Annotated in this window: 15 protein-coding genes and 3 pseudogenes; 9 read left to right on the forward strand and 9 right to left on the reverse strand. The window is 40.9% G+C overall.

Annotation, left to right across the window (positions count from 1 at the left end; all coding sequences use genetic code 11):
- Positions 1–90: 90 nt before the first annotated feature.
- Positions 91–1014, reverse strand: coding sequence for an iron-hydroxamate ABC transporter substrate-binding protein (locus JCM19033_RS07155; protein ID WP_054635801.1), 924 nt, complete (start codon positions 1012–1014; stop codon positions 91–93).
- Positions 962–1809 (reverse strand): annotated as a pseudogene (locus JCM19033_RS07160) (ABC transporter ATP-binding protein). The gene JCM19033_RS07155 and the pseudogene JCM19033_RS07160 overlap by 53 nt, the downstream one beginning before the upstream one ends.
- A gap of 182 nt (positions 1810–1991) precedes the next feature.
- Between JCM19033_RS07160 and JCM19033_RS07165 the strand changes: the two are divergent.
- The gene (locus tag JCM19033_RS07165; RefSeq protein ID WP_054635802.1) at positions 1992–3032 is read left to right on the forward strand and encodes an NAD(P)/FAD-dependent oxidoreductase; all 1041 of its coding nucleotides are present in this window, start codon (positions 1992–1994) and stop codon (positions 3030–3032) included.
- Positions 3033–3188: 156 nt separating this feature from the next.
- On the opposite strand, the gene JCM19033_RS25250 is transcribed toward JCM19033_RS07165, so the two are convergent.
- The gene (locus tag JCM19033_RS25250) at positions 3189–3296 is read right to left on the reverse strand and encodes an aspartyl-phosphate phosphatase Spo0E family protein (protein ID WP_083465331.1); all 108 of its coding nucleotides are present in this window, start codon (positions 3294–3296) and stop codon (positions 3189–3191) included.
- Positions 3297–3664: 368 nt separating this feature from the next.
- On the opposite strand from JCM19033_RS25250, the gene JCM19033_RS07170 reads away from it, so the two are divergent.
- Complete coding sequence (locus tag JCM19033_RS07170; RefSeq protein WP_054635803.1) at positions 3665–3904, forward strand: hypothetical protein; 240 nt, start codon at positions 3665–3667, stop codon at positions 3902–3904.
- A gap of 83 nt (positions 3905–3987) precedes the next feature.
- Here the strand turns inward: JCM19033_RS07170 and JCM19033_RS07175 are convergent, their stop codons facing one another.
- Entirely contained in the window at positions 3988–4704 is a 717-nt protein-coding gene (locus JCM19033_RS07175; protein ID WP_083465312.1) for an LPXTG cell wall anchor domain-containing protein, read from the reverse strand.
- A 93-nt stretch (positions 4705–4797) separates the two neighbouring features.
- On the opposite strand from JCM19033_RS07175, the gene JCM19033_RS07180 reads away from it, so the two are divergent.
- From JCM19033_RS07180 to JCM19033_RS07200, 5 genes are all read left to right on the forward strand, one after another.
- Entirely contained in the window at positions 4798–5268 is a 471-nt protein-coding gene (locus tag JCM19033_RS07180; RefSeq protein ID WP_083465313.1) for a gamma-glutamylcyclotransferase, read from the forward strand.
- 96 nt (positions 5269–5364) lie between these two features.
- Positions 5365–6375: an LLM class flavin-dependent oxidoreductase gene (locus tag JCM19033_RS07185; RefSeq protein WP_054635806.1), complete on the forward strand. Its 1011-nt coding sequence runs from the start codon at positions 5365–5367 to the stop codon at positions 6373–6375.
- A gap of 23 nt (positions 6376–6398) precedes the next feature.
- Positions 6399–8276 (forward strand): sigma 54-interacting transcriptional regulator, encoded by a 1878-nt coding sequence (locus JCM19033_RS07190; protein WP_054635807.1) that lies wholly within the window; start codon positions 6399–6401, stop codon positions 8274–8276.
- 168 nt (positions 8277–8444) lie between these two features.
- The gene (locus tag JCM19033_RS07195; RefSeq protein WP_054635808.1) at positions 8445–9611 is read left to right on the forward strand and encodes a mandelate racemase/muconate lactonizing enzyme family protein; all 1167 of its coding nucleotides are present in this window, start codon (positions 8445–8447) and stop codon (positions 9609–9611) included.
- Between the two features lie 300 nt (positions 9612–9911).
- Positions 9912–10676 carry a YheC/YheD family protein gene (locus tag JCM19033_RS07200; RefSeq protein ID WP_054635809.1) on the forward strand — a complete coding sequence of 255 codons (765 nt, stop codon included), beginning with the start codon at positions 9912–9914 and terminating at the stop codon, positions 10674–10676.
- Positions 10677–10735: 59 nt separating this feature from the next.
- Here the strand turns inward: JCM19033_RS07200 and JCM19033_RS23280 are convergent, their stop codons facing one another.
- Positions 10736–10891, reverse strand: a complete 156-nt coding sequence (locus JCM19033_RS23280) for a hypothetical protein (RefSeq protein ID WP_157049782.1) — start codon at positions 10889–10891, stop codon at positions 10736–10738.
- A gap of 178 nt (positions 10892–11069) precedes the next feature.
- On the opposite strand from JCM19033_RS23280, the gene JCM19033_RS07205 reads away from it, so the two are divergent.
- Entirely contained in the window at positions 11070–11375 is a 306-nt protein-coding gene (locus JCM19033_RS07205; RefSeq protein WP_054635810.1) for a nucleoside triphosphate pyrophosphohydrolase, read from the forward strand.
- Positions 11376–11739: 364 nt separating this feature from the next.
- A pseudogene (locus JCM19033_RS25260) lies at positions 11740–12545 on the forward strand (bile acid:sodium symporter family protein).
- Between the two features lie 40 nt (positions 12546–12585).
- Here the strand turns inward: JCM19033_RS25260 and JCM19033_RS23285 are convergent.
- The 4 genes and pseudogenes from JCM19033_RS23285 to JCM19033_RS28020 form a co-directional block, all read right to left on the reverse strand.
- A complete protein-coding gene (locus JCM19033_RS23285) occupies positions 12586–12735 on the reverse strand; it encodes a hypothetical protein (protein WP_157049783.1) in 150 nt (49 codons plus the stop codon).
- The gene (locus JCM19033_RS07215) at positions 12732–13178 is read right to left on the reverse strand and encodes a DEAD/DEAH box helicase (RefSeq protein ID WP_054635811.1); all 447 of its coding nucleotides are present in this window, start codon (positions 13176–13178) and stop codon (positions 12732–12734) included. Before JCM19033_RS07215 ends, JCM19033_RS23285 begins: the two co-directional genes overlap by 4 nt.
- A complete protein-coding gene (locus tag JCM19033_RS28015) occupies positions 13157–13996 on the reverse strand; it encodes a DEAD/DEAH box helicase (RefSeq protein WP_374701214.1) in 840 nt (279 codons plus the stop codon). Before JCM19033_RS28015 ends, JCM19033_RS07215 begins: the two co-directional genes overlap by 22 nt.
- Positions 13997–14020: 24 nt before the next feature.
- Positions 14021–15816 (reverse strand): annotated as a pseudogene (locus JCM19033_RS28020) (SNF2 helicase associated domain-containing protein); the annotation flags it as partial.
- Positions 15817–16056: the final 240 nt, after the last annotated feature.

The raw sequence follows: 16056 nt of genomic DNA on the forward strand, positions 1-16056 counted from the left end.
AGGGGCAGTCCTATGTCAATTCAGCTTGATTTGGTAGATAACTTCAGCGGAAAGAAAAAGAAACCGCATGGCCCGCCCCTTTAAAAATTTTTATTTATCGTCAAGAAAAAATTCCTTGAATTCTTCAAGCTGAAGTTCAAGCATTAAAGGATCATTAAAATAAAATTCTTTCGCATTTACCTCCAGCATTTGATCATTCTTCACTGCGGGTATTTCCTGGAAGGTTTTTGTTTCTTGAAAAGAATTATCAGCATCTGAATATTTACTAAAGACAAGGTAATCCCCTGAAAATTCAGGCAAGGCCTCAGCTGAAAGGGCATAGTATCCTTCTTCCAAGGCGAGATCTTCCACCTTTTCAGGCATCTCCAGATTCATTTCCTGATAAAGAATTTCTGTACCGCGGCCCCAATTGTCACCAAAGACATAAAGCTGCTTATCAAAGCTTTCTATCACTGAAACAGTGGCGTCTTCACCGATCTCTTCCCTGATTTCATTCCCTGCAGTCTGTGCTCTTTCCTGAAAATCATCGACCCATTCCTTTGCTTCTTCTTCCTTGTTTAACAGCTTGCCAATTTCAATATGCTGAGTTAAATAATCAACGTTCCCGTAGGTGTAGGTAACAGTGGGAGCAATTTCATTTAATTTATCAACGTTATTAATATTTGAAAGTCCAATGATCAGGTCAGGGTCAAGCTCAATAATCTTCTCCAGGCTCTCATCTGTTACTTCTTCAACGTTTTCTAGTTTTTCTTGAAATCTTGGATTATCCAGGGACCAGGAGTCTGCCCCGACTACATCTACATCCAGGGCCATTACATTTCCGGCAAAGGAAGAGAGGACCACCACGCGCTCTGGGTCGGCAGGTACTTCAACTGGCCCGTTTTCAGATACATAAGTGATCGTTTCAGAAGATGAGGAAACATCCTCTTCAGCCGATGAACCAGACTGGCTGCCGCATGCGCTAATAAGAAATGCTCCTAGTGTAAGTTGAGTAATCAATAGTTGTTTGTTCATTTTCTTGTTCTCCTTTAATGAGGTTATAAGTAATACACAGAGGTTTATTTGTCCGTGGGTCCCTGCCGATCTCTGCATCAATTTGAAATACTTCTTGTAATATGGAAGGAGAGATAATTTCATCAGCGGAACCTGATTTAATGATTTCTCCGTCTTTTAAAGCAATAATATAGTCAGCAAACCGTGCTGCCTGGTTAATGTCATGAAGGACCATTACAATTGTTCGCCCCTGCTTTTTATTCAGACTTTCCAGTAGTTCTAATACTTCAAGCTGGTGGGCCATGTCCAAATAGGTAGTTGGTTCGTCCAGGAAAATCATATCTGTTTCCTGAGCTAATGCCATGCAATCCAGACCCTCTGACGCTGACCACCTGACAGAGAATCTACTGGCCGATATACAAAATCTCTAGTACCTGTGACCTCAAGAGCCCAGCTAATAGCTTCACGATCCTTTTTTGTTAAACGCCCAAAACCATTTTGGTGAGGAAAACGCCCGTAAGAAACAAGTTCTCCCGCCGTTAACCCGCTTGCACTTTCCGGTGATTGGGGAAGAGCGGACACCTTTTTAGCTAACGTTTTCGTCTTTTCCTTTGTTATATCTTTGCCATCCAAGATGATGGAGCCTGACTGATGGGGAATGATACGTGTCATGGCTTTAAGTAAAGTAGACTTTCCACATCCATTAGAGCCGATAATGACCGTAATCTTACCATCAGGAATGGCGGTACTTACTCCTTTAACGATTATTTCTTCCCCGTAGCCAACATAAAGGCCGGATGCAAAAAGTCGTTCCATAAAATTACCTCCAGCTCTACATAACTTTTGTTGAAAATGATTATCAATATCACTACAACAACACTATAATTCTGCCCACAATGATTGTCAACACTATTTTGTATTGTAAAAACAGTTAAAAACGAGTAAGTTTAATTGATAATGATAATCATTTATGATTGAGAAGGCAGGAGTGAGTAATGATGAACCAGTCTCCGCTCTATGATGTAACGATTATTGGAGGAGGGCCAGCCGGGCTTTACTCAGCTTTTTACAGTGGTTTGCGGGAAATGAAAACTAAATTGATAGAATATCAGCCAACGCTTGGCGGAAAATTAAACGTCTATCCAGAAAAGTTGATTTGGGATGTCGGGGGAGTTACCCCCATTACCGGAGCAAAGCTAATGGAGCAGCTGATAGAACAAGGCATGACATTTAATCCAGAGGTTGTCTTGAATGAAAAAGTTGAAAATATCATAAAAAATGATGAGGGTCATTATCTCCTTTATGGCTCGTCAGGTGCTCTTCACCGATCAAAAACGGTGATTGTGGCTGTGGGAGGAGGAATACTGAACCCTAAAAAGCTTGACATAGAAGGAGCTGATAGATTTGAAATCACTAACCTTCACTATACAGTGAAATCGTTAGAAGCATTTAAAGGGAAAAGGATACTGATTTCGGGGGGAGGAAACTCAGCAATAGACTGGGCAAACGAGCTGGAACCTCTTGCTGAAAAAGTATTTGTTACTTATCGTAATGGTGAATTAAAAGGCCATGAATCACAGGTAAGCCAGATGTTAAATAGTTCTGTCACATGCTACTTCCAAACCTTCATTTCCAAACTTATAGCTGCTGTAAATAAAGAAACTATTGACCAAGTAGAGTTAACATATATTGAGACCGGGGAAAAAATAAGTTTACCAGTGGATGAGGTGATGATAAATCACGGATATGAAAGGGACTCGGATTTGCTTCAGAAAAGCAGCCTTACTCTTACTTTAAAAAATAATAAGCTTATTGCGGGAAATGCGGCCAGTGAAACTTCTGAGCCAGGTCTTTTCGGAGCAGGAGATGTCCTTTCCCATAACGGAAAACTGAATTTAATTGCCGGTACCTTTCAGGATGCAGTAAACGCTGTAAATAAAGCAAAGCAATTTATCCAGCCACAAGCTGAAGAAAAAGGTAGAGTTTCCTCTCACAATGAGATCTTTAAGGAGAAAAATAGAAAGAGAGTAAGAGAGTAAGGCAAAGAAAAAAGTTACATAGATGAAGAGCCGAAGCCGGTGGTGATGAAGATTTCGAATGAACACAAAAAAAGAGAAAGAAAAACAAAAACTGCTTTTTGTTTTTTCTTTCTCAGACAAATAATTCTGCATAAATCAATAAGTATTTGTGAGCCATTAAACTAATGATGGTTCTTTAGAGGGGATCTTTAGTTCCTGATATTGATTAAGCAGCAGATCAAGTTCCTGGCTGCATTGAATCGTCTTCGGATCATTAATCCAAATTGCTTGGCTTTATGATACATTTCCTTCTTTTTACTCTTTATCTGCCTGTTCAGCACGATTAGTTCCATTTTTCCAGCTGGCCTCCCATGAATAATATTTACGTGGGTCTGAGCTGAGTTCTCTAAGGTGGTTGATCAAACACTTTCTTAATCATAAGATATCAGATATGTAGAAGTTTGTTGAAATTTGTTTTGTAAAGTAAAAAAAGTTAAAAAAGTAAAAAGTGATTGAATATTCATAGTAATAGATGAAAAATGTAAATAATACAAGTTTAAGTGAGAAAAAGAGAAATCTATAGAGGACGAATCTAGTTGTTGTGCATTCAGGCCCGGTGATACAATTTAAGCAGGGACAAGGGAGGGATGCCATTGAAGAAAGTTGCGGCAGTGACGGCTGGTACGGTGCTTGCAGGATTATTATTAGGTTTCATAATGGTAGAGTGGCTGGTAAAGACTGATCCCCCTGAAACACAGGTTGAAGTGATAGAAAGAGCAGAGTTAAATCCTACGATAGTCAATACAATTGCTGAAAACATGGAGCCGCCGGTAGAAGAATTGATAGAAGATGAGCTACTGGAGGATGAAGAAGAAGGAGAAGAATCAGAGTAATAAAAACAGACTGCTGTTGAACTGCTTCTACATGGGGCTATGCTTCTCATGTATGGTTCAGTTCTTCTGCAGTCTTATTATATTTAGGCGGTTTGTTTCGGTGGTTGTGCTTCATCTTTCCTTGGTTTCTTTCTTTTTAAGAGTAAGACTGCTATACCTCCCAATAGAATAGCAATAATCCCGGCAATTAAGAGCATTGAAGTACTGCTTCCTGTTTCGTATTCAGCATGGACTTCGGTTCCCTCCGCGACATCAATATACCAGGTAAGAGTCTGCCCATCTTCAGAATGAGCATTATGACTTACAGGGACAGAAGGAAAATGTACCACCAAAGAAGAGTCAAGCATAGCCGCTGCCATTTCATCTTCTTCACCGGTAAACTGGATATTCAGAACTCTTGTGTGATCATCAAGAGCTTGGACCTCTATGAATTCCGCTGCGTCATCAAGCAGATCATCAGCCTCTAATTGTGTGACGTCCTCAATCGTTCTTGAAACTATGAGCCCTGCTTCAGTTTCTTCATCAATAACTTGAACGGTGAAGCCTTCCTCCTCTGCTTCCTGGGAAGCTTCAGCGATTTCTCTTCTCAGTTCAGATTCACCAAACGGTACCTGAGTAGTATCCACTGAGACGCTCATCTCAAATTGAGCACTGTCATCCTCCTTGAGGTCCAGAACCATTTCATGCTTTGCGCATCCCGAAAGCAAAAGGATTAGCAGAGCAAAAGGAAACAAGATATGTACCTTCATCAAAACACTCCAATCTATCGTATGAGTCAAAATACCTACTAATGGTAGCATGAATTTCCTGTATCGTCTATTTTTATTAGAGAGGACATTTAGGTAAATAATCTTAAATAGGGATTATTTTTAGAAAAAAACTTGTATTGTATAATGAAAAAATTAAAGAATAAATATCGAAGCGGGAAGGAGAAGAATAATCAGGTGAAATCCAAGATTCCTTTTTTTGTTTATGGAACTCTCCGGCCAGGTCTTTACAATTATGAATCCTTTATTCGAGGCAAAACGATAGATGAAGTTCCAGCCGTGGCGAAGGGCGTGCTTTATTCGGTATTAGGTGGTGCCTTTCCTTGCATGCGCAAGGGGGAAGAGAAAATCAAAGGAGATTTATTATATATAAGCCCTGAGTATTATGAAGAAGTCCAAAAAAATCTTGATTTATTAGAAGGATATGATCCCGAACAACCAGAGGGCAGTGATTATATAAGAAGAACCATTATTGTCGAATCTTCATCTGGAAAGAAAACCAAAGCTTATACTTATTATTGGAACCATCCAGCCGGGACGGCTGAACATGTTTCATCCGGATGCTGGATTACTCATATTCATGATAGAGAGAAATAAATGTACCGGGGGTTGGCAGTGAATTAGCAGCACACTTCCATTATTATTTTTATCAAAACTTAACCACATAGAAACGTAGGAAAGAAAGGAGTCCACATGAAGTTAGGCATTCTTGACCAATCTCCTATTTCTAAGGGTGAAAGTGCCGGTCAAGCACTAAATCATTCTGTTTTCCTGGCTCAACGAGCTGAACAATTAGGATACAGCCGCTACTGGGTCGCTGAACACCATAGCACAGCAGGCTTGGCAAGCTCCTCTCCAGAAATCTTGATGACCCACATTGCTTCAAATACCAATCATATACGGGTAGGGTCAGGAGGAGTACTTCTTCCCCAGTACAGCCCTTACAAAGTAGCGGAAAATTTCAAAACAATGGAAGCTCTTTTTCCTGGCCGAATTGATTTAGGGGTAGGGCGTTCACCTGGAGGGGGGCCATCGATACGCTTAGCCCTTACTGACGGAGTAAAAAAGAACTTGATTGATTTTCCCCGCCAGCTCTTTGATTTGCAAGGCTTTTTAGACTCAAATCTTCCTCATGACCATCCTTATAAAGGAATTAACACCAACCCAGTCACTTCAACGCTGCCTGAAACCTGGGTTCTTGGACTTTCGGAAAGAGGGGCCAAAGTAGCAGGGAGGAATAGTGCCGGATTTACGTACGGCCATTTTATTAATCCATATAACGGGGCAGAAGCAGTGAACAGTTATTTGAAATCTTTCACGCCATCTCCAAGAATGGAGAATCCCAAGGTAAATGCCTGTGTATTCGTAGTCTGTGCAGAAAGCAAAGAGGAAGCTGAGGAGCTTGCTGTCAGTCAGGATCACTGGCTGCTAGCTGTAGAAAAAGGAGGCAACACCCAAATTATTTCTGTTGAAGAGGCTAAAGCCAGGTTATTGAGTGATAATGACAAGGAAAGAATCATAGAAAACAGAAAAAGAGCAGTTATCGGAACCCCTGAACAGGTTAAAGAAGAGCTTTTAGTCCTGAGCCGCCGTTACCAGACAGATGAATTGTTGATTATAACAAATATATATGACAAGGCAAAAAGAATACGGTCTTATGAGCTTCTTTCTAAAGCCTTTCATTTACAAGGCAAGAATAAATAGACATGTCAGAAAGGAGGAGTTTCATGGAAGACGTTGTGGTGATTACACCCTTTGCTGAGCTTGCGGAACGGTTTGAAGGACTTCGGCTGAAGACTGATGTTCCATTTTCGCTGATTTCCCTGGAAAAAGACCTAAAGGATGAGAGGGACTTGCCGGAAAAGGTGAGGGGAGCAAAAGTTCTTATTTCCCGCGGAGGCACAGCTCGCTTATTGAGAGAGAAGGGAAGTGTGCCAGTCATTGATATCCCTGTCTCGGTTAAGGACGTTCTTCGTTCAGTGAGCAGCACAGTAAATAAAGGGTTTACCGATGTTGCCGTGGTCACTCCTGAGAACCTGTTGACCTTCACAGAAAATCTTTCCTTGTCAAAGGATGCTAAAATTACATTTGAAAGCTATCAAAACAAAAAACAGATAAAGAAAAAAATAGAAAGTCTGATAGAAAAGAATAACGTGAAAGCTGTCATTGGCGATAAAGCGGCTGTAAAAGCGGCGACAAAGCTAGGTGTTTTCAGTGAACTGTTGTTATCAGGTGAAGAAGCTCTTCACACTGCTTTAGATACCGCACAGCATTTACTGTCCATTCAGCGAAATGAGCAAGCAAAGAGAAAAGAGCTTGAAGCCGTTATTCATTATGTAAATGAAGGCGTCATTACAGTAAATGAAGAAGGGAGAATTACTGTTTTTAATGAAGCGGCAAAGCATATTTTTAAAAAGGAAAATGAAGAGGTAACAGGCCGCGATGTGAGAAAAGCAATCCCTGAGGCTAAGGATATTAATATAAAAAAAGAACAAAGAAATAAATTACTTCAAGGCAAAAGAATTATATACACTACCCTGCCCATATACATAGATGGCAATTTTCAAGGCTCAGTCCTTATTTTTGAAGAAACAAAAAAACTGCAAAAGCTCGAACTTGAAATCCGAAAGGAACTAAATAAGAAAGGACTCACAGCAAAGCATCGATTTACAGATATCGTAACAAAAAATAAAGAAATGAAAGAGGCATTAGAGGAGGCAGCACTGTTTGCCGCATCAGAAGGGACCGTGGTGATATACGGGGAAAGCGGAACAGGCAAGGAACTTGTTGCCCAGAGTATTCATAATGCAAGTGAGCGCGAAGAGAAACCATTTGTTTCGATAAACTGTGCTTCTCTTTCACCAACTCTTCTTGAAAGTGAGCTGTTTGGTTATGAGGAAGGTGCTTTTACCGGAGCTGTAAAAGGGGGAAAACCAGGCCTGTTTGAATTAGCACACAGGGGCACGTTATTTCTGGACGAAATAGGTGAAATCTCTCTTGAGTTTCAGGCAAAGCTTCTTCGTGTCCTTCAGGAAAAAGAGGTCAAGAGAATTGGCGGCGGCCGTATTACTCCAGTGGATGTACGAGTGATATGTGCAACCAATCAAAGGCTGTCCCAGCTTGTAGAAGAGGAGAAATTCAGGGAAGACCTTTATTACCGACTCGCTATACTAGAGGTTGAACTTCTTCCTCTTCGTGAGAGAAAAGAGGATATTGTTCCGTTAGCGCTTTCTTTTCTTGAAAAAGAGAAGAAGTCGGGTCGCAAACCTCTCCGCTGGCAAAGCGAGGATGTATTTTCTCCTCTTCTCGCTCATAAATGGAAAGGTAATGCAAGGGAGCTTGAAAATTTTGTTCACCGCTTAGTTTTGTTATCACCAGCTGAAGATATTTCAAAGGGGTTTGTTGAAAAACAGTTAAACAAGAGGCCGCTCACGAAATCAGCAAAAGTTGAGCTCTCAGTGACCCAGGACATTAAGCTGATGGAAAAAGAACTTTGGGAAAAAATCCTGGATCAGTATGACGGCGATAAAGAAGAAGTCTGCAGACAATACAGGATCAGTAAATCAACGTTATGGAGGAAGTTGAGTTTCAATAATGAAAAGTGATATTTCAAATATGAAATATATAGGCAAATGAAAGTGCAGACACAATGCTTGGATGTATTGTGTCTGCACTTTTTTCATGGTTTTAAAAATGTTGGCACAAATATTGCATATTTAATTAGGCAGCTCTTCGTGACTACAAGAGACAATAAACACAGAGGTGAAAGAAAAATGAAAATTGTAGATATTAAAGAAAAGGCAGTACCCATTAAATCTGACATAAGCAATGCCTATATTGATTTTAGTAAAATGACTGCTTCTGTCGTGGCTGTTGTGACTGATGTTGAAAGAGATGGCAAACCAGTAATCGGATATGGCTTTAATTCCAATGGAAGATATGCACCAAGCGGGATACTAAGAGAGCGATTTATCCCCAGGCTGTTAGATGCATCACCTGGTGACATCTTAAATGAAGAAGAAACAAACCTTGATCCACACAAAATTTGGAATGTTCTTATGACAGGAGAGAAGCCTGGAGGACATGGCGAGCGTTCAGTTGCCGTAGGAACGTTGGATATGGCTGTATGGGATGCCGTGGCAAAAATAGAAGAAAAGCCGTTATACCAGGTGCTTGCTGACAGATACCGAAACGGACAGGTTGATGAGAAGGTTTTTGTTTATGCAGCGGGCGGATATTATCAGCCTGATAAAGGACTGGATAAGCTTCAGGAAGAAATGAAAAGCTACCTGGATCTTGGCTACAATGTCGTAAAGATGAAAATAGGAGGAGATTCTTTAAAGGAAGATATAAAGAGAATTGAAGCGGTGCTTGACGTAGTGCCATCAGGGAAGAATCTGGCTGTTGATGCTAACGGCCGTTTTGATTTAGGAACGGCAATTGAATATGCCAAAGAACTGGAGCCGTATGATCTGTTTTGGTATGAAGAAGCAGGTGATCCCCTTGACTACGAATTACAGGCTGAGCTTGCAAAGTATTACAAAAACCCGATGGCCACCGGAGAAAATTTATTTTCCATGCAAGATGCCCGCAATCTTATTCGCTACGGTGGAATGCGCTCAGACAAGGATATTCTCCAATTTGATTGTGCACTCAGCTATGGACTCGTAGAATATTTAAGAATTCTTGATATGCTTGGTGATTATGGATGGTCGCCAAGACAGTGTATTCCTCATGGAGGGCACCAAATGTCCTTGAATATTGCGGCAGGACTGGGACTTGGAGGAAATGAATCCTATCCGGGAGTGTTTGAGCCCTTTGGTGGATTTGCTGATAACCATCCGGTAGAAGATGGTTACGTAAGTCTTCCAGATGTGCCCGGAATTGGATTTGAAGCAAAGTCCAATTTATATGAGCTTTTACAGACGGTGGCCAAATAATCTTAGGAAAAGAAGTGCAGGCCGTTCAGGTCTGCGCTTCTTTGCATTTCCCGTAAGAAATATAGCTAGTTTTCCAGAAAAGGCTGTTGTCTTTTTTTTCTATTTTGAATTGTTGGCTGGTTGCTTTCACTAAACTGCTTTTTTCCTGAAGCGTATAGTAATCATACCAAGTAACAGTAATAGTATCCGTCTCGTGAAAAATACTTGAACTGCATCCATGAAAAAGATGGGTTGTAATGAAACGGACGGGCTGAGTCTTCATGAAAGAGGGAGAGGCATGAGATATACGGGAGGAAGCAAGTGAAGAAGCATCAACTCATGCAAAAAAGAAAAGAGCTTCAGCCTCATTTGCCAGCTACGGAAAAATATACTCATACAGTGTTGCTGAATTTTCTAAAAGAATATAACCAGGTAATGGTAAAGCCTGTGATTGGAAGAAGAGGGAGGAATATTTTAAAAGTAACACAGCTTGAAAATAACAAATTTGAAGTTCAGGAAAGAAGTCATAAGGTCACATACAGCAGCAGAGATAAAATGCTGGCATTTATTGATAAGTATATCAGCACCAGGAAACATCCACTGCAGCGAAACTACATTGTTCAAAGATACATTGATCTGGCCGAATATAATAACAGTCCCTTTGATATCAGGGTTATTGTTCAAAAAAGAAAAGTGACGAAAAACTGGGAAGCGACCGGGATGGTAACAAAGGTTGCTGGAAAAGGCTATATTGTAACGAATAACAAAATAAGCAAGGGTATAATTCTGTCCGTTCCCGAAGCATTAAAAAAAGCGAGCATCGATCCGTCAGTCAGCAGAAAAAAAATAATGGAAAAAGCAGAACGAGTCTCATTACTCGCTGCCAAAAGACTGGCTGTACGGTGGAAAAAGCATACCATCATGGGCTTTGATATCGGAGTGGATAAAAGGGGACACGTGTGGGTCATCGAAGGGAATTTGTGCCCTGGCATTAGAAATTTCAATAAGCTCACCGACAAAACAATGTATCGAAGAATTAAAAAAATTCGCAAGGAACATGAGAAACGGGTGCCTGGCACCTCATGAGAATGTAACACGTTTGTAATAAAGGAGAGTCTTAATAAAAAAGACCCTCCTTTTCCTGTTTATTGAATCCTTATTTTTAAAATATTTTTGACGTCTCGAAACTGCTGCTTGACTTGTCCGTGATGGATGGTGGTCATCATAATAATTACCAGGTTAAGGACTGAAGTCAGGATCATGCTCCAGACAACAAGACGGGGCACGTTGTATCGTAACATTGTTATCACCACTTTTTTTCTTACTATGTCACAAATCGAAAGGAATCATTCTTCATTCAGAGAAAGAATAATGAAAACAGAAAAAGCAAATTGTATTAAACCAGAAGATAAAATGATATGTTACGCACACTATAAAAACAGGTATACTATAGAACAGATTATTTGAAAGGATGATTGGATGCCAATTTACAACAAGCTGGTACGTGATCATATTCCTGATATGATCCGGCTGTCGGGAAAAGGGTACCAGGCCGAAGAGCTGTCAGACGAGAAGTATAAGGAAGAAGCTCAAAAGAAGCTTCAGGAAGAATTAAATGAATATCTATCTGCTGAAACAGATGAAGAAGCACTGAATGAGTTAGCTGATATTCTTGAACTTCTTCATGCTTTATCAAATCAACATGGGGCCTCTCCGGAAAAGCTTGAGGAAATAAGAAAGGAAAAAGCAAGAGTCAGAGGCGGTTTCGATGAGAAAAGATTTTAGTAATGGTTGAAGATAAGAAGTAACGAGTTCATTTGTTCAGCAGGCTCATAAGCTGTACAGTGACACCTGTTGAAGCAGAGAGACATGATCGTTTTTCTGTCTAGGAGCTTTAAAAGTTTGCCAAAACACCTTAGTTTTTACGCAGCAAGGGAGCTCGTTTCTAAAGAGCTCCTTTTTACATAGTGGATGTGAACAAGAAAGGAATTAAATTATGAACATTATCTCTGAATTTCTTTCAAAAAAACTGCCTTTGCTTATCATCTTAGCAGCTATCCTCACTTATTTTTCCCCTATTTATTGGGATGCTCCTGGCTGGGTTCCAGGTGTTCTTCTTGGAATCGTCATATTTTTTACCGGGCTTTCCATGGATATCACAGCAATTAAGGATGTGGGAAAAAAGAAAAAAGACCTTTTTATTGCGTCAATGTTAAAGTGGACATTAACGGTAGGGGTGTCCCTCGGTCTTGCTTATCTCTTTTTTTCCAGCCGCCCTGAAATAGCGGCAGGAGTGATTTTGTCAGGGACGGTTCCAAGCGCAACGGCAGCCACTCTTTATACCTTTTTGGCAGGAGGGAATACCTCACTTGTGATTGCCGCTTCCTTACTTGATGTAGGAATCAGCCCATTGTTACTTTATTGGCGATGGCAGGGCTTCCAGGAAATCAAGTAACGATATCATTTGTAAGTCTTCTTCAATCGTTTCTATTCATTGTCGTTATTCCTTTGTTTCTTGGCATTATTGTTCAGCGCCTTTTCCCAACGGCCAGAGAACACTCCAAGTCTCTGACAAGGTTTGGGTCATCCGTTTCTTTGCTCCTTATCATACATACCATCGTTGGAGATGGAAAAGACACGATTGCAAGAGAAGCAGAGATCCTTCCCCTAATTGTCTTAGCTGCCTTTTTACAGGTTGTTCTTCCTATGGGGCTCGCCTACGTCATCGCTAAGAAAATAGGAGTACAGGAAGAGGAAGCAAGAGCAGTTTTATTTCACGTCGGTTTATGCAACACAGCACTTGCGGCTATTCTTGCTTTTGAGTTTATCGGAGAATTAGGAGCTGTTCCCCCCATCATTAATATGATCATCAATCTTTCCGTAGGAGCCTTTATTGCTAACCGGCTGAGCCTGCGCCGCCCCTCTTTAGGTGCCTGGCACCCGAAAGGATTGTAATGCTTCTGTAACATAACAAAAAGGACGGGCCCAGCCCGTCCTACAAGGATAAGATGTCTCTTATATCTTCTTCTGAGAGTGAGGTTAAGTTTGTTTCTCCTGATTGAATAAGGTTGTCAAACAATGATTTTTTCTTTTCCTGCAGAGCCTGGATTTTTTCTTCAATTGTTCCTTTAGTGACCATCTTCATGACCTGGACAACCTGCTTTTGTCCCATGCGGTGAGCCCGGTCGCAGCCTGAGTTTCCACCGCAGGGTTCCACCACAAATCATATAAAATGACTGTGTCTGCCCCGGTCAAATTGAGCCCGGTCCCGCCAGCCTTCAAGGAAATAAGAAACACTTCCTTTTCTCCGTTGTTAAAACGGCTGGCCAATTCAAGCCGTTCCCTCGATGGTGTACTTCCATCAAGGTAAAAGTATGAGATTTCTTCTTTCTCGCAGGCTTCTCCAATTAAAGAAAGCATGGTGGTGAATTGGGAAAAAATAAGAATCCGGCTTTGATTTGCTAGAGACTCTTCCAGTATGGACATCAGTTCTTCCATTTTTCCCGACTCGCCTTCGTAGTCATTTATAAAAAGAGAAGGGTGACAGCAGAGCTGGCGCAGCCTGGTTAAATTGCCGAGAATCTGCATCCTGGATTTTTGAAAGCCTCTGTGCTTAACTGCTGCATTGTTTCAGATTGGATTCTCTCAAGGTAAGCTAAATAAAGCTTACGCTGTTCCTTCGTCAACTCAGAGTAGCGTGTCTGTTCAATTTTATCAGGAAGCTCTGTTAACACTTCTTTTTTTGTCCGGCGGAGGACAAACGGAGCCGCTTTTCTTTGGATCGTGTCTAACGATACTTTTTTAAATTCTGTCCTGTCAGGAAAGAGGCCAGGCATAACTACCGCCATTAATGACCAGAGTTCTTCCATGCGATTTTCAATAGGTGTACCGCTAAGAGCAAATGCCTGGGCGGCTTTTACCTTTTTGATCGCTTTAAAGGTTTGTGAAGCATGGTTTTTAAAGGTCTGTGCCTCATCTAAAAGGAGTCCCTGAAAGGATAAAGGCTCATATAAATCGGTATCTCTTCGTAAGAGAGGGTAGGAAGTTATGCATACATCTGTGTCTGTAAGATCACTGAGCATCTCTTTTCTCTCCTCTTTACTTCCGGCTATTACTTTTATTCGCAGAGAGGGAGAAAACGTCTGCCCTTCTCTTTCCCAGTTATATAGAAGAGAAGAGGGTGTGACTACGAGAAAGGGAAGTCCGGTTTTCTTTTCTTCTTGTTCAGACAGAATAAAGCTTAAGGCCTGTACAGTTTTCCCAAGACCCATATCATCAGCCAATATCCCGCCAAAACCGTAATGAGACAAAGATTTCAGCCACTGGAAACCTCTGAGCTGGTAATCTCTAAGCTCGGCATTCAGGGAGGCCGGGATCCTATGCTCTGTTGTTTCCGGGTGGAGAATGGACTGAACTAACGTTTCAAATGCCTGAGAGCGGTGAAACGACCCCTTTCCTTTCGCAAGTTCATCTGCTTCAAGAGCCTGATACTTTGGAAGGAGTGAAGGACCGTCAGCTAAGCTTTCCGGATGCAGCCCTGTCCTCTCTAAAAAATGCAAGGTATCTTTCCAATGATCTTGATCCAAAGACATGATTTTTCCTTCTTTTGTTGTATGATAATGCTTTTTTTCTTTCAGTGAAGATAAAATAGACTCTATTTCATCTCCGGAAATATCATCTGTTCTGAAGCTGACTTCAAACCATTGATTAGAAGGGTCAATATCAAAAGTAAGGACAGAGTCGGGAAGCTCATAGGCAATCATCTCTTCTGCTTCGTCGGAAAGCGTAACGGTTGCATGTTTTCTTAAGTCAGGAAGGATGCGGTAAAAGAAACGCCCGATGTTTTCATCACCGTTTAAGGATAATCTACTGCCGTTCCAATGGAAATAGGCCTCTTCAATTAATGAGACTACTTTTCGCTCTGTTTTCATGTCACGTGCAATGAGGACCTCTTGATCCTCTCGTTCTTCAAATGGATAGATGACTTGTCTTCCGTATTGAAACGACAAACGAGCAAGCAGCTGGCTTCCGTCTTTTTCAATGTCTACAACAGGGTTACACTTTTCTGTTTGGATGTTAGTCATAATGTTTTGGTCAAGACGGATAAGGTTGTATTTTCTAAAATAGGAATCACGGTACCCGCTATCTTCTCAAACTGAGGCCTTGTAAGAGCCATGGAGGAGGAGCGGGTTTTCTTTATGGCTTTATATAGGGAAAAAGCAGAAAATTGAAGCTCTTCATTTACTTTGTAAAAGATTCCCTGATCCATTATAAAGTCTGTCCCTTCCAGGCTTGTTAGGATTTTATATGAATCGGAAAGGGAAAGAACAATATAATCGTTCTCCTTTTTTACATAAAACAAAAGAGGGAAGGTTCTTTCTTTTACATGTAAAGGAAAAAAATCCCTATCGTCTTGGACATAGACTTCCTCTAAGGTGAGTAGATGGTCTATTGTCTGTTGAGAAAACATAGGAGGGATATTGATTTCATCCTTTTTCGAGCTGTAACGATAGTGGTCTTCACCGTACCAGTCATTATGATCAGAGATTTCTTTCAGCAGCTGTAAAAACTGCCCTAAAGGCTCAGCAATATAATGTTCACTCGGATCATAAGTGAAATAAGGTGTAAAATAGTGATTTCTTTTCTCGGCTATTGATTCAAGAAAATCTTTAGCGTTTTTCACCACATAAAGCTTGCTGTTCGTACCTGCCTTTAACCGCAAGGAAAAAGTCCCTTTGTTCCAGTACGTGATTCCCACATCCGGCTTGATTGTGAATTGGACTGTTAAAGGGATCTCAGGATGGAAAGAAGGATCTTGTTCATCTGTCAGCTGGGAAATAATTTCTTCAGTAAATGATTCACTCACGTGAGGATCGTAGGATACCGTTGCTCTGTTTACGAGAGGATCTGTCTCGTATGGAAGCATATCGTCATGTGAGAAAGCATTCACAGCTTTAATCAGCACAGCAGTCATGTGTTTGCAGGTATCCATCATCTCAGCTGCCGGACAGCTGCAATGTCCTGATACCTGGCCGGTCCTATGCTCTAGAAACAAGTCAACCTCATAGATCCTCCTGCCCGCAACCTTTGCAGTTACGATTGTTTCTTCTTCTTCTGTATCTATATTAAATTTATGGACAGAGCCTTTTTGATAATAAGTGAGGCCCCTGGAGTAAACGGAAACTCCTGCCAGGTTTTTAATGTCGTCTAAGGTTAGTGGAAACATATCTTACTCCTTGAGAAGTTTGTAATTCCTCTATTATACCAAGGATCGGAAGAAGATTTCCATGCTCTTATTTCAAGCAGGACCGTATGCAGGAATTTTCCAGAAAACGGTGAAGAAAGTTCATTTCAGTAAGGAAAAAAACATATCTATTAAACTAGCGAAAAATTGGGAAATATAATCTCTCATGCCATATTAGTATATTACTTGTAAAATAAGGTAGTAGATTGATAGGATGAAAGA

This window comes from Thalassobacillus sp. C254, assembly GCF_001310615.1.

Excerpts from the sequence above, each read along its gene's own strand:
- JCM19033_RS23280 (WP_157049782.1), bottom strand. The coding sequence starts at position 10,891 with ATGTTACGATACAACGTGCCCCGTCTTGTTGTCTGGAGCATGATCCTG.
- JCM19033_RS07155 (WP_054635801.1), bottom strand. The coding sequence starts at position 1,014 with ATGAACAAACAACTATTGATTACTCAACTTACACTAGGAGCATTTCTT.
- JCM19033_RS07195 (WP_054635808.1), top strand. The coding sequence starts at position 8,445 with ATGAAAATTGTAGATATTAAAGAAAAGGCAGTACCCATTAAATCTGAC.
- JCM19033_RS07215 (WP_054635811.1), bottom strand. The coding sequence starts at position 13,178 with ATGCAGATTCTCGGCAATTTAACCAGGCTGCGCCAGCTCTGCTGTCAC.
- JCM19033_RS23285 (WP_157049783.1), bottom strand. The coding sequence starts at position 12,735 with ATGAAGATGGTCACTAAAGGAACAATTGAAGAAAAAATCCAGGCTCTG.
- JCM19033_RS07185 (WP_054635806.1), top strand. The coding sequence starts at position 5,365 with ATGAAGTTAGGCATTCTTGACCAATCTCCTATTTCTAAGGGTGAAAGT.
- JCM19033_RS07175 (WP_083465312.1), bottom strand. The coding sequence starts at position 4,704 with ATGCTACCATTAGTAGGTATTTTGACTCATACGATAGATTGGAGTGTT.
- JCM19033_RS07165 (WP_054635802.1), top strand. The coding sequence starts at position 1,992 with ATGAACCAGTCTCCGCTCTATGATGTAACGATTATTGGAGGAGGGCCA.
- JCM19033_RS07190 (WP_054635807.1), top strand. The coding sequence starts at position 6,399 with ATGGAAGACGTTGTGGTGATTACACCCTTTGCTGAGCTTGCGGAACGG.
- JCM19033_RS07180 (WP_083465313.1), top strand. The coding sequence starts at position 4,798 with ATGAAAAAATTAAAGAATAAATATCGAAGCGGGAAGGAGAAGAATAAT.
- JCM19033_RS07205 (WP_054635810.1), top strand. The coding sequence starts at position 11,070 with ATGCCAATTTACAACAAGCTGGTACGTGATCATATTCCTGATATGATC.